The sequence below is a fragment of the Flavobacterium sp. GNP010 genome, assembly GCF_056428945.1.
Genome location: NZ_JBWJVK010000002.1, coordinates 100,446 through 123,816 on the forward strand (window position 1 = coordinate 100,446; position 23,371 = coordinate 123,816).

Genomic DNA, 23,371 nt, shown 5'->3' on the forward strand with positions numbered 1-23,371 from the left:
TTTAATTTTGAGATAATTGTGCTACAGCAAAAAGATGACTGTATTGCTGGCAGTAAATCAGTACATATTTATAAGCTGAAACATTCACTTGTGTTGGAATTGCATACACTTTTGAAGATGTTAAATTGCCTAAATTCACAAAATCTGTTGGGGTAGCGTTTTTTGATAGGTATACTTTCAAATCAGGACCACTGGAAACACTAAAGTTTTCTAAACGAACTTCATTCTGATTTCCATTCAAGTAAATTTTAGCAGAACCGGTAACGTTAATTCCTGATGTTGGTATAAAATTACCTTCAGCAACAGGAGGAGTGTTTTCAGGAATTGGTGTGCTTAACACGGCATCACGGGTCAAATCGCCTTCAACTTCACACGATAGTAAAAGCAAGAAAATGGGTAGTATAAAAACAATTTTTTTCATGATGGAAATGTTTTTTGATTCGTTATCCAAATATAAAATGAATGAAAATTATAGTTTGTCAGCTACTTTACATTTGGAGCATGTTTATTTATAAATCAGTATTAACAAAATTTGAAAAAGACTATTTAGTAAAAATCAATATCTTTGAAGTCAAATTAGATATGATATGATCACCAAAGAAGCGCCAACACAATTAGAGCAATACTTTCAACAGTTTCGCGATAATATAATCGGAATAGATCAAGAATTTGAATCTCCTTACGGTCATAAACAAATCATTTACACAGATTGGACAGCAAGTGGTCGTTTATATCGTCCTATTGAAGAAAAATTAATGAATCAGTTTGGTCCTTTTGTGGCCAATACCCATACAGAGACCACCGTTTCTGGGACAGCGATGACAAAAGCCTATCATCAGGCGCGTCATATTATAAAACATCATGTGCATGCAAGTGCAGATGATGTTTTAATTACTGATGGTACAGGAATGACAGGCGTTGTCAATAAATTTCAACGAATTTTGGGTTTGAAAGTGCCCGAAAATTTAAAAAATTTCATCACTATTCCAGCCGAAAAGAAACCAATTGTCTTTATTTCTCACATGGAACATCATTCGAATCAAACGTCTTGGTTGGAAACTATTGCTGATGTTGAAGTTATTCCTTCTTCAGAAGATGGTTTATTCAGTATAGAAAATCTTGAACTTTTATTAGAAAAATATAAAGAAAGGCCTTTTAAAATAGCTTCCATTACCTCTTGTTCTAATGTTACGGGAATCAAAACGCCGTATCATGAAGTAGCAAAAATAATGCATCAGCACAACGGACTTTGTTTTGTAGATTTTGCTTGTTCAGGTCCTTATGTTAAAATTGACATGCATCCTGAAGATGGGGAGAGTTATTTGGATGCTATTTTCTTTTCGCCACATAAATTCCTTGGCGGACCAGGAACTTGCGGAGTTTTAGTATTTAATAAAAAATTATATCAAAATTTAGTTCCTGATAATCCGGGTGGTGGAACGGTAAGTTGGACAAATCCTTGGGGCGAACACAAATACATCGATAATATCGAAGATAGGGAAGATGGAGGTACGCCGGGCTTTCTTCAGGTGATAAAAACCGCATTGGCCATTCAGTTGAAAGAGCAAATGGGTATTGACAATATCTTAAAAAGAGAACACGAAATTGTAGATTACATTTTCTCGAAATTAGGATCGGTTCCAAATATTAAAATTCTTGCAGGACAGCATCAGGATAGGCTAGGAGTGATTTCTTTCTTTGTAGAAGATTTACATTTTAACTTGGGTGTAAAATTATTGAATGATAAATTCGGGATTCAAACGCGTGGTGGTTGCAGTTGTGCCGGAACATACGGACACTTTTTATTGCATGTGGACCAAGAAACTTCTCATCAATTAATTGACGAAATTACTCTTGGCGATTTAATCAGAAAACCGGGTTGGATTAGAATGTCTATTCATCCTACAACTACAAATGCCGAAATTGAATTTGTATGTAACGGAATCCTAGCTTTGGCAGAAAATCATAAATTTTGGGCTTTAGATTATGATTACAACCCAATTAGTAATGAGTTTGTGCATAAAAATGCAGCACCTTTAGAGGATGAACTAGTAAAAAGTTGGTTTTCTTTGTAATAAGATACCTTTTTGTAACTACCATTGTTTAAAAGCTAGTTTTTTTGTTAGTTTATGAAGACTACACTTGATTTAAAGAATTACTGTGATGTATGACTTAATTCCCTTTTTATGTCTTCTAAAGATGTATTGGTGAATATTAATTCATCAATAATCTGTTTTCTCAAAAGATCTAAATCATCGTATTCAAAATACTTTGCCCATGAAGTTAGATTAAGCAAATTACGAACTTGTTTGATTCGTTTTGTAGTTTCAAAAGTGGTTCTCAGTACTGCCAGATTATCATAATTTGGATTCAGTTTGTGTTGGTAAAGGACTGTTTTACTGCTGTAATCTACTTCTAGATAGTACAATTCCTCCTCTTGATTATCTGGATAAAAATTTGACCATGGAGCAAAGCCTAATTTTATTTTAGAATTTGTCTCTGGTTCTAGAGGCACTAAACGCCATTTACTGTTAGCCAAGCGTCCCCAGTGATTGGATACCCGATACATACCCATTTTTGTATAATAATACTTGCTTCCTGCCTTGCTATCATATTGCAATTCAAGTCCATCAATAGTGTCTAGAGACATTTCTTGAAAAACACAAAATGTATTTTTGAAAGATTTTGGACTGGGACGAAATATTTTTTCCATAAAACAAAGGTAATCAGAAAGTAAAAAAAGAGCAAGACAAAAATATATTTGACTAACTTTGTACTTTAGAATCAGTAAAAAAATAGGATTATGACTAAAGCATCTGAAGAAAGAATGTTACAAAAAGGAGTTTACACTGGAATTATGGAAAAAGATGAGAACAACAACTTTTTTTGTGGTGTTTATCTCTTAGACTATAAAATGGCTCAAAAACACGCACTTGGTGATTGGATAACAATTAAATCTATAATTGAAAATCCGAGTGATATCAGTTATAATAAATATCAAAAAAAGTCTAAAAACTTCGATAAAGCAAACAACAAACCACAGCAATAGTAGTTTTACCTTTTAATAAAAAAATAGCAACTAATTTCTTTTTTTGAATATTTTTTAGTCTCAAACAAAAAAATTAAAAAAAAGTGTACCTTTGCAAAAAATTTGTCGATTTTGAAATCAAATTATATTGATTAATTACTAAAAGACAAGTAGTTACCTTATTTATGAAAAAAATAGTTGAATACCGAAAACTGCTAAATGTAGATAAAACTGCAGAGCTAAAAGATTTGAAAACAATTTATCGCAACGCCATGAAAGAGGCACATCCTGATAAATTTCAAGGTGATGAAGCCGGATTAAAAGCTGCTGAAGAAAACAGTAAAAAAATAATTGAAGCCTACCATTTCTTGGTAAGCATCAATCCAGAGACAATCAAGCAAAATATGCCTGAGTATACTGAAACTATAGCTACTGCGACAATTACAGATTACAAGTTTGTAGAAGGTAGATTGATAATTAATTTTTCTAATGGTAGTGTTTATGAATACATCAGTGTGCCAAAAGCTACTTATGTAAAAATGGTAAACGCTGATTCACCTGGAAGATTTGCAAAAAGACACATCTTAAATGCTTTTGTTTGGAGAAAAACAACCAACCAAGACTAGTTTTGAAGTACATATCTTAAAAAGAAAAGCATCCTTATTACGGATGCTTTTTTTTGTTTTAAAATATATAAAAACTTCAAAATAAAGGTTTTAAATAAAAGGTTAATCACATTAAATTTGCATAATATGATGATTAAAAAGGATTTATATGGTTTAATCTCAGAATAGTTTTAGCGCGGAAGGTCCAGAATAACTCATCGTCTAAAATTTTTTAAAGATTTTTTTAGATTTAAATTTTTAAGAATAGTTACTATTTAATAGCATCTCTAAGTAAGGTGTTATTTACTCGTATTTATTTTTGATACTTCTTCCTCTAGGTTCATCTGCTTTGTGAAGTACAATTTCAGAATGTAGAAATGTTGCAGCATCTGCTGAATCTTTTACTTTGGAAGCACTACGTTCTATCATTTCAGCTTCAAATTTTTTTAACAGACTTTCTCGAATTCCAACTGTTCTCCATTGCGATAAAAGTCTGCATTCACTTGAAATGGATCGTGCTAAAGCTAGTGCATCTAGCAACGCTTGGTTTGCTCCTTGTCCTTTAAACGGACTCATGGGGTGCGCTGCATCTCCTATCAAAGTTACTTTTCCAGCATTTTTTAACAACCCTGAGTGTAGTAATTCGCGATCATATACAGGATATCCTGAAACATGCACTTCTTGTGTTGCAAGTAAAATTTGTGGAATAGGATCGTGCCATTGCGTTCTACGAATTGCTTCTTCTCTTAGCGCTTTAGGACCTTTTGCACTTAATTCTTTAGCCTCTTTTTCAGTCATTGGAAAACTCAATTGCCACATAACTGAATCTTCTTTGTAAGGCATAATATAAATTCGTTCCTTGCCATTGGCAGTTTGAAATACTGTAGCCGAATCCAATAACGAACTATTCATTTCTGCTAAAGCACTTAAAGGACAAATGCCCAATATTACGATACATCCTAAATACCGTAAAGGACTCCGCTCATCACCAATTATTAGCCTCCGAACAGTACTTCGAATTCCATCGGCTCCAACCACTAGATCGGCGTTTATAGTTTTTAGTTCTCCATTTACTTGAAATCTTAGTGTAACACCTTTACTTTTATCTTCTTTAAAATCCATTAATTGGTGACTCCATTTCACCCGTTCTGGATCACCCAATTGGTTTAATAATTCCATCCGTAAAGATTGTCTTGCAATATGGATATTGGATCGTTTTGTTTTTGTATTGTCGTCTCCCTGTATCCACTTTCTCACGCCCCATTCACCTACTACATTTCCATGAGTAGTATGAACCAAATGCCTTGTTGAATGTACTCCATCTTTTAATGAAAGTAGACCTAATCCCTCAATTGCTTTACTAGCTTGTTGTAAAGTGAGTCCGTATCCTTGAGAGCGAGTATCAAAATTTGCATCACGTTCGTATATAGTAAAAGGAATCCCCCGATGCAAACAAGCAACTGCTAGGGCAAAGCCGCCAATACCTGCGCCAATAATAGCAAGGTGCGGAAAGTTTTCAGTATCAGCTGCTGGAGGATTTACAGCTGGAATTAAACCCAATCCTGAACATTTTAAGCAGGAGTGAAGGTGTCCTTTAGGACGTATAGGAGCAGCTTCTTCACTATTTGTATTTTTAAAGTTGTCTAATGTTAGCTGGTATTGGAGTCGCGCTTTTTTAGTTAGCCCCCGACTTTTTTTTCCTCTACCTTGGCACGCTAAGCACATCGTCCAAGTTGCTTCTTTATTTTCCAATTTTTACTTCTTGTTTATTATAATTCAACAAATAATATCCTTACTAAAAAACGGAGCTGGTACAGTTGATGCCGTATTAAAAACTAAACTATTGATCATGGTCTTGGGTATTTCTGGGTAATCGAACTAAAGATATATTCATTTTAAGCATTTTAGTGCTTGTACTATTTGCATTATTTTATGACAATAGAATAACTGCGCAAAACTACTTTTTAAATTACAATAAAAAGACCTGCAAAACGCTATTTTTTAAAATTTCATGCAACTGTTCGAAAATGGTTTACATAAAGCGCAAACACATCAAAAGATCTTTGTTTACGATTTTTAAGTACGTTACAATTCCAAGTAATTACAACTATACAAGCCTTAAACTAAAATGCTTTATCGGCATAGGATACAAATGACAGCTATTTTATAACTACCTGTTTGATGAAATTTATCAATGTCTGTAATTATTTTCATCAGGTATGGAGCGGCAAAATGTAGTATTGCTTTCTGGAATTAAAAACCAAAGTGTTTTGCTATACAGTCGCTTTTACCTCAATATTTTATCAACTAAAGAGGTTTGTTGATGGGTAAAGTAAAATAAAAAGACGATCCTTTGCCTTCTTCACTTTCAACCCATATTTTACCATTATTTTTTTCTAAAAATCCTTTGACAAGTAATAGACCAATACCCATTCCTTTATTTTCTTTTACCGCTTTAGAAAGTGCTTTGACCTTAGGAGCAAAAAGTTGATCGATTATTTCTTTTGACATGCCTTTTCCTGAGTCTTTGATCACTATGATCATCATGTCATCACTTTGCTTAGCTGATAGCGTAATTTGGCCTCCATTATGCGAATGCTTGATCGCATTCGAAACTATATTTTGCAGTATAGAAAGCAACATTTTCTCATCGGCATACACACTACAATTTTTTTCAATTTCGTTTAGAAGGTTTATGGTATTGATGGATGCGGTTTCTTTTAAGGAATCAAAAACTTTTTCCACACAGTGTATCAATTCAATTGCGGCAGGTTTAAATGCTTCGGCAGCATACTTTATTCTTGCCCATTCGACTAGATAGTCTAACATGTTCAATTCATTTACCGCTGCTATGTGAAATTCTTTTAACAATTCTTTTGCTAAAGCTGGTTGTAGCGTGTCGAAATTTGCTTCTAAATATTGAGCACCCTGAATAATACCCGCAAGTGGGCTTCTTAAATCATGAGACAAAATCGCGAGTACATTTTCCTTGTGGGCATTTAGTTCTTCGAGCTCTTTTGCATATTTTTTTATTTCGTCCTCTGCTACTTTTTTGGCAGTGATATCGCGCAATATTTTCACAAATCCTATACCAACCTCATTTTCATTTTTTAATGGAAATACCAATCCATCTGCAAAAAATGTTTTCCCGTCCTTGCAGACATGCCATCTTATATCTACAGATCTCCCTGTTTTTGAAGCAATATCAATTTCCTTTTTCGGAATTCCAGCTTTTTTATCTTCTTCTGTAAAAATGGTTTCAAAAGGCTTTCCTATAATTTCATCTGTTTCATATTGAAATATATTTGTGGCCCCAGAATTCCAACTGTTTATATTTAAATCTGTGTCAACCGTAAAAATAGAATATTCCTCCAAACTGTCAATTATTTGGCTATAAAATTCTGCTGTAGGAACGTACTGTTTTTTTAGACTTTTCTTGTTTTGTGATGTTGACATTTTTTGGATTTTAGCGATAAGGGGTAAAAATTCTAAAAGCAAATATCTTTTTTTAACTGTAAAATTTGTTATACAATTCCATATAAATGTTATATAATTCATTTCCTATACTGTTGGTCTTTAAGGTATGTTTCATAAAATAAATGACACGTATTGTAGCCTTTTTCTATTTGTAAAAGCAAGAATTCAGCTATACGAATTTCTCTTTGGTACAACCAAACAAATAGTCAGATAAATAGTATGTCACTAATTGTAGTTGTCCTTTTTTAATAGTAAGTTTGGTAATTACCAATTCTGAAATAAACGCATGAATACACTACTGCTGGAACCGCGCAAAGCACTTAATAAAGCTTTTCTTAAAATCAAACCAAACCGTACTCATATTGAGGACTTTAAAATAAATTTGATTCAGATTTTAGATTCCATCAATGAAAAAGAAACCGAAGAGTTTCATAAAAACTTAGTGATTAATTTCCTCAAGAAAACCTATTACGATCCTAACTATTCTGTGAATACAAAGGGACGTAACGATTTAGTGATTCACAACGGGAAAGATGCCAAAACAAATGTAGGCGTTATCATTGAGGCCAAAAGTCCCAGCAATAAAAACGAAATGATTACCGTGGCCAACCTTAACGGCAAAGCCCTGCAGGAACTTGTTTTGTATTATATGCGCGAACGCATTACACATAAAAACACCGAATTAAAACACCTGGTTGTTACCAATATTTACGAATGGTTTGTTTTTGACGCGCAACTCTTTAATAAAGTTTTTGCAGAAAATAAGGCGTTTACAAAACAATTCACTGATTTTGAAGAAGGTCGCGCCTCAGGAAAAGACACCAAGTATTTCTACAATGATATCGCAAAACCTTTTATTGAAAGCATTCAAAACACCATAGAATTTGCACATTTCGATATTCGGAAATACGATAAACCGTTGCGCAATGCCAATAAAGAAGATGATAAACTCCTTGTGGCGCTGTTCAAATTACTATCGCCAGAGCATTTACTAAAATTGTCTTTTGCCAATGACAGTAATTCCCTCGACAAAAACTTTTATAGTGAATTACTGCACATCATTGGTTTAACCGAAGTAAAAGAAGGCGGCAAAAAACTAATTGAACGACATAAATCAGGCAAGCGAAACTCCGGTTCTTTACTAGAAAACGCCATTGAGCAGCTGGATAGCTTAGATAAAATATCCCGATTGCAAAACCCAAAACAATACGGCGAAACTAATGACGAACGGCTGTTTACCGTAGCACTGGAATTAACGATTACGTGGGTAAACCGTATTTTGTTCCTTAAATTGCTGGAAGCGCAGCTCATTACGTACCACAAAGGAGACAAAAGCTATTCGTTTTTGAATTCTGATTTGATAAAAGATTACGATAATCTCAACAGTTTGTTCTTTCAGGTTTTAGCAAAAAAACCAGACGAGCGCAACGATAGAGTGGCTACCGCTTTCGCAAAAGTGCCGTACCTGAACAGTTCCCTTTTTGAACCTACTGATTTAGAACATGAAACCTTGTTTATCTCGCAACTCGAGGACAACAACACCCTGCCGCTGCTTCCGGCAACGGTAATCAAAGACAATCAGGGTAAGAAAAATACGGGTACAAAAAAGGCATTGGATTATTTCTTCTCCTTTCTGGATGCGTATGATTTTGCCAGTGAGGGAAGCGAGGACATTCAAGAAGACAATAAAACGCTGATTAATGCCTCCGTTTTAGGATTGATTTTCGAAAAAATAAACGGCTACAAGGATGGTTCGTTCTTTACTCCCAGTTTCATTACCATGTACATGTGCAAGGAAACAATCCGGAGAGCGGTGGTACAAAAATTTAGTGCGCTGTCGCCAAATGGTGGCACGTTTGAAAATTTTGACGATTTAAAATCATTCTGTTTTCATCATTATAAAAAGGAAGTAAAGCCAAATTTAATGCGGTGATCAACCAAATAAAAATATGCGATCCTGCGGTGGGTTCCGGTCACTTTCTGGTTTCGGCATTGAATGAAATTATTGCGATAAAAAATGAACTGGGTATCCTAGTCGATAAAGATGGTTTGCAATTAAAAACCGATGTAGAAGTCGTAAACGATGAATTGATGATCACGGATGAGGACGGAATTCCCTTTTCCTACAATCCTAACAACAAAGAAAGCCAGCGCACACAAGAAACCTTGTTTCATGAGAAGCAAACCATCATAGAAAACTGCTTGTTTGGTGTGGATATTAACCCAAACTCCGTCAAAATATGCCGTTTGCGTTTGTGGATTGAGTTGCTTAAAAACGCGTATTACCGTGTTCCCGAAGGTGCAGTTAAAACCACCCCGCCCTACGGGCACCCCTCCAGCGGAGGGGAATTAGAAACGTTGCCTAATATTGACATTAATATAAAATGTGGCAACTCGTTGATTTCACGTTTTGGACTGGATACGGATCTAAAAAAAGCGCTCAAGCAAAGCAAATGGAATATAGAAAGCTACAAACTGGCCGTTGCTACGTACCGAAATGCCGAAAGCAAGGAGCAAAAACGACAAATGGAACGCTTAATAGGCGATATAAAAAGCAATTTCAGGAGTGAAATAGGCACAAACGATCCCAAGAAACTCAAACTAGAAAAACTAAAAGGCGAACTTTTTAATTACACCCAACAAGTAGGACTTTTTGAAAGAAGCAAAAAAGAACAAACCGAGTGGAACAAAAAAGTAAACGTGCTGGGCGCCGACATAAATACGCTGGACACCGAAATTGAAGAAATAAAAAGCAACAAGATTTACGAAAATGCTTTTGAATGGCGTTTTGAATTTCCTGATGTGTTGAATGATAATGGCGATTTTGTGGGATTTGATGTGGTGATTGGGAATCCGCCGTATATTGGATTGCAAAATAATAAGGTTGAATCTGAGAGCTTATCAAAATTAGGTTATGAAACATTTGATAAATCAGGAGATTTATATGTACTATTCTGTGAAAGAGGAAACCAAATACTTAAAGAAGATGGAGATTTATCTTTTATTATACCTAATAAATGGATGAGTGCCGGATACGGCAAGAATTTAAGGAAATATCTCGTTTCAAAAACAAATCCAACTAAAATAATTGATTTTGAAAAGGTTTTTGTTTTTAATGAAGCTGTAGTCTTTGTTTGTATTCTTGGTTTTATTAAGCAACCATTCGCTAATAATTTGAAAGCTGTCAAAATAATTGATAATTTACAAATGCTTGATTTTGAAAATCAATTTAATAATAGATCAATTGAAATCCAAAAATTTGATGATGGTGGACTGCAAATTGCATCAGATGAAATTAATGCTATTTCTGATAAAATCGAGAGAATTGGCGTAGCATTAAAAGATTGGGAGAATATTGAATTTTTTAGAGGAGTTACAACAGGATATAATGAAGCTTTCCATATTGATTTTGATACTCGAAATGAAATAATTAAAAATGATCCATTCAGTAATGAAATTATAAAACCTTTATTAAGAGGAAAAGATATTAAACGATTTATTTACACAGATCCAAATTTGTATATTATTTTTTCAAATAAAGGAATTGATATTGATAATTATTATGGTGCAAAGTCCCATCTAGCTAAATTTCAAGAAGAATTAACACCAAAAACAAATTTCAATATTGTCAAAGGAAGAAAGCCTGGAAATTATAAATGGTATGAAATTCAAGATAACACAGCTTATTTCAAAGAATTTGAAAATGAAAAAATAATTTGGATGGAAATTTCAGATAAAGGAAACTTTACATTAGATACAAATAAAATGTTTTTAACAAATTCAGCATACTTTATTTCGGGCAAAAATCTAAAATATTTATTAGCAATTTTAAATTCAAAATTATGCGATTTTTATTTTTTTCAAAAAACTGCTTTAATTGCAGGGGGTAGAAAACGATATACAAAACAATATGTTGAACAAAATCCAATTCCAGTTATCTCAAAAGAAAATCAACAACCGTTCATCGATAAAGTCAACGAAATCCTTTCTTTGAAATCCCAAGACCCAAAAGCAGACACCCAAAACCTAGAACAAGAAATTGATGTTATGGTTTATGAATTGTATGGCTTAACTGCCGAAGAAATTACAATTGTAGAGAATAGTTAAATTTGCGAAAGCGATAGAAAAAATTGCAATAAAGTTCAAGGTCATTTACTAGTTAGGAGATATTTTATGAAGACACCTATAATTCAATCATTAATGCAACATGGTACAAATTTAAATAGCAATGACATATTAGATTTATACGCTGATACTCCATTTGGTAATATGACACTAAAGTGGTTTGATATTGTTCAAAGAATGGATTGTTTAAACGACACAATTGTAAGTTTGTATGAAAACTTTACTAAACGAAATGACATTAGAGTTAATCAATTTAATTCAGGTATTTTAGTCAATCCGAAGTTATCATATATTCAAATCTATCAAACCGAAGAAATTATTTATTGGCTTCGTAAAACAATCGATGAATTCATTGGATTACTATATTTATCAGATTATAAAAAAACACGTGACAAATATCCGAGTAAAATAAAAATATCTTCTATTGCTGAATTTTTGCATTCTAATCAATCTTTTGATAATATATTAGATTCACATAAACCTTTTTTGGAAAATTTAAACAATATATCAAACGCTTACAAACATTCCTTTATTAATCATGAAGTTTTAAATTATTATGGTGAGAACGAGCCTCTTGTTATTGCATTAAGACTGGATTACAACAAGTTAAACAATGATCATCAATTTTATACTCTCTCATTGACAACGATTCTAAATGAGTTTGACATAATAATTGGAAAATTAAAACAAAAATTAGCTTCTGAATTTACGTATAGATAAAAACAGTTTCTATCAGGTACTATAACGGATTTGGGCAATAAGCTTAATGGAAAGTTGGTTTTGTATTTGGGTAAATTTGCTTCGCTTCTTCGCTACGGCTCGGGTGGCAAATCTTACAATAGGACTTAATCTAGTCCATAACGCACTATAATAACTTGAATAAAGAACTTATACCGCCAATGAACAAATCAAAGTAATTTTCAGATATTACTTTAATTTATTAACTATTTTCTCTTTTGTAATAACCACGTTGTTAAACCTTCTTTTGTTTCGATTTCTAAAACTTTGTCTAACTTTTCTTCCAAAGCTTGTAAATTTATCATAATTGAAAAATTAAAAGTTAATACTCTTCTCCTTTTTTAAGATTGCAAAGTTATTGATAATATTTGATTCATGTACTGCGAAAGTTTGCGAACGTTTTGCACCACAATAAAATTGAAATTCTAAATCGGTTTTTTGATCGATAAATTGTGCTGCTTTTTGGTACAAAAAAACCTGTAAGCAATTTGAATGTTGGATTTTGAATTTTTTATCAATCCAACGTCAATGCACCAAGAATTTCTTCGGACATAAAAGGTCCGCCGGGATATTTGGCAGTATAATCTAGATTCATCCAGATTTGTCCGCGCTCGTCAACGTGATAATGCAGTTTGTTTTCTTTACTTTCATTAACAAATAATACATTTTTTATAAGAAAGTTTACTTTTTCTAAATCAGTCTGAGTGCCTATGAGTATTTCTGGATAAATATGTCCTGTAGTATGAATCAATCGGGGAGTTCCACCAATAGACTTAATTGCGGCAGCCATTAATATGGAATGATCATCGCAATCGCCAGAGAAATAGAGTAGGGATTCTGAGGCAGAAGCAATATAATCTCTTGCTTTTGGATCACTTACATAGTTCCATTTGCTATTTATTTCTTTAAAAACAGCAAAGCATTGTATAATAGTCCTGTAATCAGAATAGCCTTTTACTTTTTTAAAATGTTTAGTTGTTGCCATAATCGCAAAATTCCTAATTTTTGGATTTTGATATTCAATTGCATTTACAATCTTAGATTTGTTTGGAAACGGAAGCAACTTGGCAATAATAATATCTTGTGGATAAGGATTATCAGACATGGTGTACATGATGGAATTATAATCTTCAAAAACACTATTAAATCCATAGTTTCCTATAGTTGATCCATATACTAAAACCAAAAAATAAAGGATGATACAAAAGAGAATTATAGTTCTTAAAAATCTAAGGATGATTTGAATACCTACAATCAACACCAAAAATAAAACTACCCGATCGATGTTCAGAAACCAATTTGGATTAATTAGATTTTGATGGATGATTATAAAAAGAGGAATTGCAATTAAAATGTTTAGTATAAAAATAATCACGTCATCCCAAGGTTTTTTTACCTGAAATCGTTGTTTTATACTTTGAAAATTAATTTCTTTTATTTTTATCATAGTAAAGATAAAAACAGCAATCTAAACTGTTTCTACAAGATCTTCAAAAGTACCTTTTTTATCGATAATTTTAAGTTGAATCAATTGATTTTGAATTTTGTTTAACATTTCTGCTTTTAATTGGTTTTGCGACCAATGAGTTACAGATAACCACTCTTGAATATCTTCAATTTTTTGATGGTATTTTAATGCTAATGTGGTATCAATACTTGGAATATCTTTAAAGTCAAAAGTAGTTTGATTTATAATGGATAAAATTTTTGAAATAACATCCGCTTGTTTTTCAAGAGCTTCTTTACGAACCGCAATCACAAAGCAAGGCCAAGGTGTTGGGCAATCACCAATACGTCTAAAAATACCTTGGTCTACTAATGGCTTAGTCATAAAACGTTCCCACATAAAATAATCTGCGGTTTTGTTTGTTAAGGCTTTAACGGCACCGTCAATGGTGTTTACAATTTCAAACTGAAGATCATCCGTTTTCCATCCCGAATGCAAACGGGACTGATTATCGGCATTGACATACGCCATTAATTGTGAGCCAGAACCCAATCGAGAAATGGCAGCTGTAGTGCCTTTCAAGTCAGTTAAAGTATTGTATTTTGAATTTGCTGCTACATGAATTCCCCAAATTAAAGGACTTTCAACGTATACTTGAACAATTTTGCTGGGATTTCCTGCAGTGATATCTTTTACAATTCCTTCGGTTAATATGACTGCAATATCAGTTTCGCCATCACGCAGCAATTGGCACATTTTACCGGTACCTTCGGGAACATCAGTCCATTGTAAATCGATATTTTCTTTTTCGAAATCGCCGCTTTCTATGGCTAAATGCCAAGGCAAATTGAAATGTTCTGGAACTCCGGCTATTTTTATTGTATTCATTATAGATTTGGATTTTTTAATTCGTACCAATTCCAAGAAACGCCATCCTCAAGATAGGTTTCAGTCATTTCTAGTCCAATTTTTTGTAAAATTCGATTGGAGGCGATGTTGTCTGTATGCGCAGCTGCTTCCATTACAGGAATTTTCATCACATTAAAACCATAATCCAACCAAGCAAAACTGGCTTCACTTGCATATCCTTTGCCCCAGAATTTTTCGCTTAATCGGTAACCAATGTCGTAAAAATGAATTTTGTTATTGACCATTTCGGTGTTGTATTTTAATCCAGCCCAGCCTATAAGCTCTTGTGTTTCTTTTAAAATAATAACAAAGCGACCTATATTATTCTGGGTGTACTGCTTTTTAACAGACTCAATAGTAGCGTAGACTTCGCTAATTTCTTTTACAGGTTTGTTCCAAAGGTATTGATGTACCTTAGGATTTCGATCCATTTCGAATAAAGCTTCAGCATCTGAAACGAGCATTTCTCGTAAAAGTAATCGGTCAGTTTCTAAAATAAGATTCATGGTGTACTAAAAATTTCATAGTTAACGATTTAGCCCTGATAGCGGTGGTTTTCTGTCATTGCGAGGAACGAAGCAATCACACATTAATATCTTTAAAATTATTCAATTTTGCATAACGTATCATATTAGTGAAAGCTTCCTGATCTAGTTTTGGTATTTCCAGAATGGAGTTCAATAAAGTCGTGTCATATTCGTTGGCAGCCGTTGTAAAATAAGGACTTAAATGCTTACCAATACTTTCATAATACAGTTTTTCAATGACGTTTCTATATGTGAAATTTAATTGATTTTGAATTAAAGTAAAATTAGTGTAACCTACTTCCTTCATAATCAATTGCAATCCTTTTATCATATTGAAGCTTTTAGTATTTACAATATTAAGCTGTTCAATATCGTCTCTTTCAAAGGTATTGACAATCACTTTTGCCACATAATCAACGGGAATAATATTCAAAACAGTGTCTTCATTGATGATAAAACGCACATTTTCTTGTTCCCCTTTTCGTTGAGAAGTAAAGTGAAAGAATTTTGCCAAAAGATAAAAAACCATATATTTTGAAATAAAATATGGATTTTCTGTTCCTAACATTTTTCCCCCAATAACACTTGGACGCAGAATTTGAAAAGGCAAATTTATTTTTTTACATTCTTGTGCTATAAAATTTTCCGAGTGAAATTTTGCGTTTTCATACGCATTGCGATGCTCTGGTTTGAATTCTAAACTATGAAAGTCATTGTCAATTAATCCTTTTCGGTTTCCAGATGAAAAAGCAGTTCCAATGTAAATAAACTTTTTTATGAAAGGATGAAATAAAGTGAAGAGGGATTTAGTGATTTTGGTATTTTCATCAAAAATCTTTTCCCGTTGTTTTTCGTCGGTAGATAGATTAACAAATCCAGCTGAATGAATAAAATAAGCATCTTTTATTTGGCTTGAAAAAGTATCTTGAATTTCAGCCAAATCAGTATCGATTATTTCAATGTACTCGTGCAGTTTTTCTATGCCTTTGTTCTTTATGATTTGTGGGGTATAACTACTCGATAATAGTTCGTTTATGCGATCTTGAGCAGTTTTTTTTCCTTTGTTTCGGGCAATTATAAAGAGTTTACCATCAATTTTAGTGTTGATGAAAAGCTCCAGAATTTCATACATAATATGAGATCCCAAAACTCCTGTTGCTCCTGTAAGTATTATTTTCATTATCGTTTTGTTCTAAAAGTAAAGGTAGTTTTAAATAGTAAATAGTTTAGGTTTAAGTATCATCGCGTTTTTGAAGTCACCAACCAATAATTATCAATCTTTTGCTTTCAAATCGGAAATAATAATTCTGAATCCATCGGGATCCAAAAACATTTTGCCTCTCGAAACTTCGGGATCATTCCAATATGGATTTTTTGAAGTAATAATAGAAGTGTTTGAATATAAAAGTTTGTTAATCATTGAATTATACTCCTTTCGCGTTTCGGGATAAAGAACTAGAATATCATCTTCATCAAAGTGATGTTCTGCGTTTTCATTTGATTGTGTAAACTCAAAATGCCAATCTAAGTTAGAATTACCTATTAAGATACCATCGTACAAATCATGATTATTAAAGCTGCCAAGCAGTTCAAATTCTAGAATAGAAAGGTAAAAAACCTTAATTTTTTCTAAATCATTTGTATGTCTGGCAACTCTGAGCTTCATGTTAGTTTTTTTTTTAGCCCTGATAGGAGCGGCATCCTCTTGTGGTAGCGCTAGCGAACACAAGAGATATAGCGGATAGCAGGAAATAGCTCCTAATCATATTATTTCTGTAATTGATTGGCCAGTTTATCTAGCGTATACGCTATCAATTCATCCACCGCTTTATAAGGATCTTCACTAAATGTTCCCGAAGCACGATTGGCAATTATCGCGTTTAATGACAAGGCTTGATGTCCTAAAAGTGCCGACAGCCCATAAATTGCTGCAGTTTCCATTTCAAGATTTGTGATTTGGTTGTCACCAAATTTAAAATTATCCATTTTAGAATTTAATTCTTCATCTTGAATATTCAGACGCAATATGCGTCCTTGTGGTCCGTAAAAACCTCCAGCAGTTGCTGTGATTCCCTTATGCATTTGGTCACTTTCTATGATTTTTTCTAATTTTTCAGAACAAGCAATTACATAAGGCTTTCCTTTTTTTAGATCCCAATTGGTATGTTGTACAAAAGCATCTTCCATTTCTAGATTCGAAACTTCGTCAATCAAATAGGAGCGGAGCATGTTGTCTAGTCCTAATCCAAATTTAGATAGTACAAAACTGTCTACAGGAATATCCGCTTGCAAAGAACCCGAAGTTCCGATACGAATAATGTTCAAGGAAGTCAAATTTTCTTTTGGTTGACGCGTTTCTAAATCGATGTTTACCAAAGCATCTAGTTCGTTGATTACGATGTCAATATTATCGGGACCAATTCCTGTAGACATCACGGTAATACGCTTTCCTTTGAAAATCCCGGTTTGGGTTTTGAATTCTCTTTTTTGAGTCGAAAATTCAATACTATCAAAAAACTGCGTGATTTTCTCTACTCGATTTTGATCTCCTACAAAGATGATATCGTGCGCAATATTTTCTGGTTTTAAATTCAAATGGTACACGCTACCGTCTGGATTTAATATTAATTCTGATGATTGTATCATTTGTTTTTATATTTTTTCCTCTCCCTTACCCTCTTCAAAGGAGAGGGAGCTAGTTGCTGATTTATATTCTATTTTTATATTTCAATTTGATTCCTCCCCTTTGGGGAGGTTAGGTGGGGATTATCCTCCCACACGTTTTACTTTGAATCCTTTTTCTTTTAAAATAATCATTATTTTATCGCGGTAATCTCCTTGAATGATAATAGAATCATCTTTGAAGGTGCCGCCAACACTTAGTTTTGTTTTGATTTCTTTGGATAGAATTTTAAAATCGGCGTCGGTGCCTTCGTAACCTTCAATTATGGTGGTCGCTTTTCCTTTTCGTTTTTCAAATTTACAAATCATTGGCTCTTTTTGAACGTATAATTCGTGTGCCGCCGCCTCCGTTTGCTCTTGTGGCAAAGGTTCATGATCTGGGAAAAGGTTTTTTAATTGGTCTTGTAAGTCCATCTTTTTTAATATTAATTTATTATAAAACCATTAAGAAGTTAAGGAAATTAAGTTTTTACTGCTCTTAATGCACCTTAATTACTTAATGGTAGTAAACAAAAAGACATCAAGCGAACTCGATGTCTTTCTTGAACTATTGAATTAAAATTTATTTTTTGATCAAACCTAAATCTACTAATCTTTCATACAAATAGTCACCTGCAGTAATGTCCTCAAACTGTTTTGGATTTTCGGCATCGATACAATTTTCTAAACAATTTAATGGCATATCGCTCACGGGATGCATAAAAAACGGTACGGAGTAACGCGAAGTGCCCCACAATTCTCTCGGTGGATTCACTACTTGATGAATGGTCGATTTTAATTTGTTGTTCGTGTGACGAGATAACATATCGCCCACATTAATAACTAATTCATCTGGTTCTGCAATGGCATCAATCCAATCCCCGTTGTGGTTTTGCACTTGTAGTCCTTTACCTTGAGCGCCCATAAGCAACGTAATCAAGTTGATGTCGCCGTGTGCAGCCGCTCTAATTGCGTTTTCAGGCTCTGATGTAATTGGAGGGTAATGAATAGGTCTTAAGATAGAATTTCCATCTTTGGCATAATTGTCAAAATAAAATTCATCTAATCCTAATCGTAAAGCCAAAGCTCTTAACACATACACTCCTGTTTTTTCTAACATTTGGTAGGCTTCTTTTCCCACCACATTAAAACGAGGTAACTCTTTTACTTCAACATTTTCAGGATATTCTGCAGCGTATTTTGAATCTGCAGACACATACTGTCCAAAATGCCAAAATTCTTTTAAATCTCCTTCTTTTCTGCCTTTAGCATGTTCTGTTCCAAAAGAAACATAACCTCTTTGTCCGCCAATTCCAGGGATTTCATAACTGCGTTTTGTTTCTAAAGGTAAAGCGAAAAAATTTCTGATTTCACCATACAATTCATCAACCAATTGGTCGTTTAAAAAATGCCCTTTGAGTGCTACGAAGCCAATATCTTCAAATGCACTTCCGATTTCATTTACAAATTTTTGTTTACGTGCCGGGTCATCCGACAGGAAATCACGCAAGTCAACACTAGGAATGTTTTGCATACTTTTAAATATTTTTTGATATTTTGCAAGATCAAAACCTTGCAATTACAAATGTAAAGAATAATTTTATATTTGAATTTTAATTTTCACAAACAACATGAAAAAATATAACAAAATAACACAAAACTGTTATATTTTTTTATCTTTGAACCATACAATAAAACCGTAACAATGATCTTCGACAGAAAAAATCTTACTGACAATCAATTATTAGATTTATATAAACGAATACTAAAACCGAGACTTATAGAGGAAAAAATGTTAATTCTTATTCGTCAGGGAAAAGTTTCAAAATGGTTCTCAGGAATTGGTCAAGAGGCTATTTCTGTGGGAGTTACCGCAGTTTTGGATTCAGATGAATACATTTTGCCTATGCACAGAAATTTGGGAGTATTTACTGGAAGAGACATTCCGTTGTACCGCCTTTTTTCGCAATGGCAGGGGAAAGCTAATGGTTTTACAAAAGGTCGGGACCGTAGTTTTCATTTTGGAACCCAACAGTACAAAATTATTGGTATGATTTCGCATTTGGGACCACAGTTAGGTGTTGCGGATGGAATTGCATTAGCCAATAAACTCAAGAAAAACGGTAAAGTTACGGCTGTTTTTACTGGAGAAGGCGCCACATCCGAAGGGGATTTTCATGAAGCCTTGAATATTGCTTCGGTTTGGGAATTGCCTGTTCTTTTCGTTATTGAAAATAATGGATATGGCCTTTCAACACCCACAAATGAGCAATACCGATGCGAAAATTTAGCTGATAAAGGCATTGGTTACGGAATGGAAAGTTATATTGTAAACGGAAATAATATATTGGAAGTTTTTAATTTATTATCTGAATTAAAGGCTTCAATGAAAGAAAATCCAAGACCTGTTTTATTAGAGTTTAAAACCTTTCGAATGCGCGGGCACGAAGAGGCGAGTGGAACAAAATATGTTCCGCAGGAATTAATGGATATGTGGGCTGAAAAAGATCCCGTAGAAAACTTCAGAAACTTTTTGTCAGAGAATAACGTTCTTACAACTGAGTTTGATGAAGCACTACGATTAGAAATTAAAAAAGATATAGACGAAAGTTTGGCTCTTGCCAATGCAGAACCTGAAATAGAAGCTTCCTTATCCGAAGAACTAAATGATGTGTACAAACCATTTGTATATGAAGAAGTTAAACACTCAAAAGAAAAAGAAAACATTCGTTTTATAGATGCTATTTCGACCAGTTTAAGACAATCAATGGAACGTCATGAAAACTCAGTTATCATGGGACAAGACATTGCTGAATATGGTGGTGCTTTTAAGATTACTGATGGATTTGTAGCGCAATTTGGTAAAGAGCGAGTGATTAATACACCCATTTGCGAAAGCGCGGTGGTTTCGGCAGGAATGGGTTTATCTATTAATGGTTACAAAGCGATTGTTGAAATGCAATTTGCTGATTTTGTTTCGACTGGGTTCAATCCTATTGTGAATTTATTAGCCAAATCGCACTATAGATGGTTAGAAAAAGCCGATGTTGTAGTACGAATGCCTTGCGGTGGTGGAACACAAGCGGGACCATTTCACTCACAAACCAATGAGGCTTGGTTTACAAAAACTCCAGGTTTAAAAGTAGTTTATCCAGCTTTTCCGTATGATGCAAAAGGCTTACTGAATGAGGCTATAAATGATCCAAATCCAGTGTTGTTTTTTGAGCACAAGCAATTGTACAGAAGCGTTTACCAAGACGTTCCTAAAGATTATTACACGTTACCATTAGGAAAAGCAGCGCTACTGAAAGAAGGGAATTCGGTTACTATTATTGCTTTTGGAGCAGCAGTTCATTGGGCTCTAGATACTTTATCAAAAAATCCTGAAATTTCAGCAGATTTATTGGATTTAAGAACCTTACAACCTTTAGATACCAACGCTATTTTTGCTTCTGTAAAGAAAACGGGAAGAGCTATTATTTATCAGGAAGACAGCATGTTTGGTGGTATTGCAAGTGATCTTTCGGCATTAATTATGGAACAATGTTTTGAATATTTAGATGCACCAGTAAAACGTGTGGCAAGTTTAGATACACCCATCCCTTTTACAAAAGCATTGGAAGATCAATATTTGCCAAAAGGTCGTTTTGAAAATGATCTGAAAGAACTCTTGTTATATTAGTTGTAATTTAATAGTTAGGTTATTTTTAGTATTTTAATTCTAAAAATAACCTAATATCCAATAAATAATTATAAAAATAAGAATGGTGCCAAAACAGCCACCACCTAGTTTTTTAGCACCGTAGCCCGCTATAATAGTTTTAAAAAATCCGTTCATGGTATTTATTTTTAATTACTTATGAATAATATGTTTTTGTTAAACGCATTATTTTTTTATATAGTATGGCATTTTAAATTTTTTTTAAATACAATGTTTAAAAATAAATTCGCTCCATCATTTGGGCGTTATTATTTGATATTTTATTTTTGAAAAATAATACTATCAAACTCTAATGAAGCCACTAAAAGAAAAATTACTCATTAAAGATGCCACCATTCTTAAAATTCAATTTGATAAAGAATGGTTTTACAAACTAGACGATATGGCTTTTTACCTGAAAGAAGATTTATCAGAAGTTGAATTTGTATTTTTGCCAATGATAATCGAAGGTGAACAAGAATTTGTAAAGTGTGCTGCATTTGATGATATTATTAGAGGTAGGAAAGAAATAGAATAGCATCTGTTTCCTTCTTAACGATTACTCAATTTTGCTTTTTCCTTAATGATATCGCTAATTTTTTTGTTTTCGATTTTGCTTTCTAGCCAAGAAATAATATCTAGATATAAAAAAGCTCTTTTTTCGTAGGTGTTTTTCTCTAGTTCGATAAAACGTGCTCTCATTTTTACAAACTCCTTTTTGATATCTGTTGGATAAATGGAGTTTAAACTTTTTAAAAACTTGATAATTTCTTTTTGCACTTCATGCAAATCATTCATTTTAAGTAAAAACTTGTACGTGTTTTTGAGTTGATTTTCTAAATAGTAATCCTTACCCAATTCATAATGTGCAATCAAACAAAGTAGTCTCGAAAAACACATTAAATCCTCTCGCATAGAAAGATTTTTGTTGTTGATGATTTTTTCTAAGTACAAAATACATTCGGCATATTTTTCGGTGCCAAAATAAATAGAGGCAATTTTGTAATAAAACAACATTTCGTGATGCTCATCAAGATGCTCACTATGCGTTTTTAATTTTGCTAAAATTTCAGGGATTAGGTATTCACTTTCTATAAATGTACCTTCTAGAATATGGAAGTTTAGTTTGTTATTGTACAAATATAAAAAGGATAGGGAAGCAATATTATCGTTTACTGGAAAGCGAGGATCTTTTGTTGTTTCTTCTAATAAAACCAAATATTTTTTGAACTTAGATTTGTATTTCAGCATGTACAAAGACTCCAACAAATAATGGTTCCCTTTTAGAAAAAATACAGGATTCAAATATATCATACTTGGAGTATCGTAAAAGAGCGTCACCCATTTTAAAGCATATTTGTAGCACGATAAAAAATCTTGTACCAAAAAACTTCGCCACAAATTGGCATTATAAAACCAGTATTTTTCACGGAAGCCAAATTTTGATTGATCGAATTTTGAACTATGTTTTCTAAAATAATCATCGATATAGGTGAATTCGGCATCCGTTTTTACATAACCAGTTTTCAACATAATACCATACAGTTGCAACGATAAATTAGACAATTTACTCGAAATAGTATTTCTGTAATTTAATTCCTTGGCTTGCACCACTAATTCGTCAGCACGACCTTGAATACTTCGGGTAATATATTGTGATTCGATTAGTTTTTCGAATTCTACAATTTCATATGCCATTAGTTTTTCGTCATTTTCTAAAGCGAGGATTTTAGTTTTATCTAAAATTTTTAGACTTTGCCTATACAATCCTTTGTTGTATAAAATAGTTGCAAAATCAATTTGTTCACGAATTTGGTAACGCATATTCTGACTCGGAATATTCAATCGAATACTCACTAAAATTTGCTTGTACAAATAGGATTTTAAATTCGATAATTGCACTTTTTTTATGATACCACTTTTCAAAATTAGCTTCTCATCATAGGCATCCGATTTGTCAAGAATATTAAATAGTTCAATAAATTTTGTATTTGAACTAGTTTCTAATCTACTGGCAAAAATCTTGAATTGTCTTTTTTCAGATTTTGAAAGGGATTTAATTAATACGAATAAGAAATCTTTTTGATGGTTAGCCATTGTAAAATAAGTTAGCTTAGTTTATTGATAATAAGGTATTTATAAGCTTAACAATTG

The 23,371-nt window shown here is 33.2% G+C and carries 21 protein-coding genes; 8 read left to right on the plus strand and 13 right to left on the minus strand.

What is annotated here, in order from left to right:
• Nucleotide 1: 1 nt before the first annotated feature.
• A complete protein-coding gene (locus AC061C_RS01160; RefSeq protein ID WP_478289677.1) occupies nucleotides 2-421 on the minus strand; it encodes a DM13 domain-containing protein in 420 nt (139 codons plus the stop codon).
• Between the two features lie 166 nt (nucleotides 422-587).
• Here AC061C_RS01160 and AC061C_RS01165 point away from each other — a divergent pair, with 166 nt between their 5' ends.
• The gene (locus tag AC061C_RS01165) at nucleotides 588-2,075 is read left to right on the plus strand and encodes an aminotransferase class V-fold PLP-dependent enzyme (protein ID WP_478289678.1); all 1,488 of its coding nucleotides are present in this window, start codon (nucleotides 588-590) and stop codon (nucleotides 2,073-2,075) included.
• Nucleotides 2,076-2,155: 80 nt separating this feature from the next.
• Here AC061C_RS01165 and AC061C_RS01170 read toward each other — a convergent pair whose 3' ends face one another.
• Entirely contained in the window at nucleotides 2,156-2,713 is a 558-nt protein-coding gene (locus tag AC061C_RS01170) for a hypothetical protein (RefSeq protein ID WP_478289679.1), read from the minus strand.
• Nucleotides 2,714-2,803: 90 nt separating this feature from the next.
• On the opposite strand from AC061C_RS01170, the gene AC061C_RS01175 reads away from it, so the two are divergent.
• Both AC061C_RS01175 and AC061C_RS01180 read left to right on the plus strand, forming a co-directional pair.
• Nucleotides 2,804-3,049, plus strand: a complete 246-nt coding sequence (locus AC061C_RS01175) for a hypothetical protein (protein ID WP_309759571.1) — start codon at nucleotides 2,804-2,806, stop codon at nucleotides 3,047-3,049.
• A gap of 164 nt (nucleotides 3,050-3,213) precedes the next feature.
• Nucleotides 3,214-3,654 (plus strand): KTSC domain-containing protein, encoded by a 441-nt coding sequence (locus tag AC061C_RS01180; RefSeq protein WP_309759570.1) that lies wholly within the window; start codon nucleotides 3,214-3,216, stop codon nucleotides 3,652-3,654.
• A gap of 282 nt (nucleotides 3,655-3,936) precedes the next feature.
• Here the strand turns inward: AC061C_RS01180 and AC061C_RS01185 are convergent, their stop codons facing one another.
• Together AC061C_RS01185 and AC061C_RS01190 are read right to left on the minus strand one after the other, a co-directional pair.
• Nucleotides 3,937-5,358 carry an FAD-dependent monooxygenase gene (locus AC061C_RS01185; RefSeq protein WP_478289720.1) on the minus strand — a complete coding sequence of 474 codons (1,422 nt, stop codon included), beginning with the start codon at nucleotides 5,356-5,358 and terminating at the stop codon, nucleotides 3,937-3,939.
• Nucleotides 5,359-5,940: 582 nt separating this feature from the next.
• On the minus strand, nucleotides 5,941-7,089 hold the full coding sequence (locus AC061C_RS01190) for a PAS domain-containing sensor histidine kinase (protein ID WP_478289680.1): 1,149 nt from the start codon (nucleotides 7,087-7,089) through the stop codon (nucleotides 5,941-5,943).
• A gap of 307 nt (nucleotides 7,090-7,396) precedes the next feature.
• On the opposite strand from AC061C_RS01190, the gene AC061C_RS01195 reads away from it, so the two are divergent.
• The 3 genes from AC061C_RS01195 to AC061C_RS01205 all read left to right on the plus strand — a co-directional run bounded on the left by AC061C_RS01195 (nucleotide 7,397) and on the right by AC061C_RS01205 (nucleotide 11,955).
• Nucleotides 7,397-9,043 carry a type IIG restriction enzyme/methyltransferase gene (locus AC061C_RS01195; RefSeq protein WP_478289681.1) on the plus strand — a complete coding sequence of 549 codons (1,647 nt, stop codon included), beginning with the start codon at nucleotides 7,397-7,399 and terminating at the stop codon, nucleotides 9,041-9,043.
• Nucleotides 9,040-11,217 carry an Eco57I restriction-modification methylase domain-containing protein gene (locus tag AC061C_RS01200; RefSeq protein WP_478289682.1) on the plus strand — a complete coding sequence of 726 codons (2,178 nt, stop codon included), beginning with the start codon at nucleotides 9,040-9,042 and terminating at the stop codon, nucleotides 11,215-11,217. The genes AC061C_RS01195 and AC061C_RS01200 overlap by 4 nt, the downstream gene beginning before the upstream one ends.
• A gap of 66 nt (nucleotides 11,218-11,283) precedes the next feature.
• A complete protein-coding gene (locus AC061C_RS01205) occupies nucleotides 11,284-11,955 on the plus strand; it encodes a hypothetical protein (protein WP_478289683.1) in 672 nt (223 codons plus the stop codon).
• Between the two features lie 532 nt (nucleotides 11,956-12,487).
• Here the strand turns inward: AC061C_RS01205 and AC061C_RS01210 are convergent.
• The 8 genes from AC061C_RS01210 to AC061C_RS01245 all read right to left on the minus strand — a co-directional run bounded on the left by AC061C_RS01210 (nucleotide 12,488) and on the right by AC061C_RS01245 (nucleotide 19,051).
• Entirely contained in the window at nucleotides 12,488-13,420 is a 933-nt protein-coding gene (locus AC061C_RS01210; RefSeq protein ID WP_478289684.1) for a transglutaminase, read from the minus strand.
• Between the two features lie 21 nt (nucleotides 13,421-13,441).
• The gene (locus tag AC061C_RS01215) at nucleotides 13,442-14,308 is read right to left on the minus strand and encodes a substrate-binding domain-containing protein (RefSeq protein ID WP_478289685.1); all 867 of its coding nucleotides are present in this window, start codon (nucleotides 14,306-14,308) and stop codon (nucleotides 13,442-13,444) included.
• On the minus strand, nucleotides 14,308-14,835 hold the full coding sequence (locus AC061C_RS01220; protein ID WP_478289686.1) for a GNAT family N-acetyltransferase: 528 nt from the start codon (nucleotides 14,833-14,835) through the stop codon (nucleotides 14,308-14,310). The genes AC061C_RS01215 and AC061C_RS01220 overlap by 1 nt, the downstream gene beginning before the upstream one ends.
• Before the next feature lie 76 nt (nucleotides 14,836-14,911).
• A complete protein-coding gene (locus AC061C_RS01225; RefSeq protein WP_478289687.1) occupies nucleotides 14,912-16,036 on the minus strand; it encodes an SDR family oxidoreductase in 1,125 nt (374 codons plus the stop codon).
• A gap of 93 nt (nucleotides 16,037-16,129) precedes the next feature.
• Nucleotides 16,130-16,522: a VOC family protein gene (locus AC061C_RS01230; RefSeq protein WP_478289688.1), complete on the minus strand. Its 393-nt coding sequence runs from the start codon at nucleotides 16,520-16,522 to the stop codon at nucleotides 16,130-16,132.
• Nucleotides 16,523-16,623: 101 nt separating this feature from the next.
• Nucleotides 16,624-17,502, minus strand: coding sequence for a nucleoside phosphorylase (locus AC061C_RS01235; protein ID WP_478289689.1), 879 nt, complete (start codon nucleotides 17,500-17,502; stop codon nucleotides 16,624-16,626).
• A 120-nt stretch (nucleotides 17,503-17,622) separates the two neighbouring features.
• A complete protein-coding gene (locus AC061C_RS01240) occupies nucleotides 17,623-17,952 on the minus strand; it encodes a translation initiation factor (RefSeq protein WP_478289690.1) in 330 nt (109 codons plus the stop codon).
• A 148-nt stretch (nucleotides 17,953-18,100) separates the two neighbouring features.
• Nucleotides 18,101-19,051: an isopenicillin N synthase family dioxygenase gene (locus AC061C_RS01245; protein WP_478289691.1), complete on the minus strand. Its 951-nt coding sequence runs from the start codon at nucleotides 19,049-19,051 to the stop codon at nucleotides 18,101-18,103.
• Between the two features lie 171 nt (nucleotides 19,052-19,222).
• Here AC061C_RS01245 and AC061C_RS01250 point away from each other — a divergent pair, with 171 nt between their 5' ends.
• Entirely contained in the window at nucleotides 19,223-21,199 is a 1,977-nt protein-coding gene (locus tag AC061C_RS01250; RefSeq protein WP_478289692.1) for an alpha-ketoacid dehydrogenase subunit alpha/beta, read from the plus strand.
• Nucleotides 21,200-21,530: 331 nt separating this feature from the next.
• Nucleotides 21,531-21,755 (plus strand): hypothetical protein, encoded by a 225-nt coding sequence (locus AC061C_RS01255; protein ID WP_417945791.1) that lies wholly within the window; start codon nucleotides 21,531-21,533, stop codon nucleotides 21,753-21,755.
• A 14-nt stretch (nucleotides 21,756-21,769) separates the two neighbouring features.
• On the opposite strand, the gene AC061C_RS01260 is transcribed toward AC061C_RS01255, so the two are convergent.
• Nucleotides 21,770-23,314 (minus strand): hypothetical protein, encoded by a 1,545-nt coding sequence (locus AC061C_RS01260; protein WP_478289693.1) that lies wholly within the window; start codon nucleotides 23,312-23,314, stop codon nucleotides 21,770-21,772.
• Between the last annotated feature and the right edge of the window lie 57 nt (nucleotides 23,315-23,371).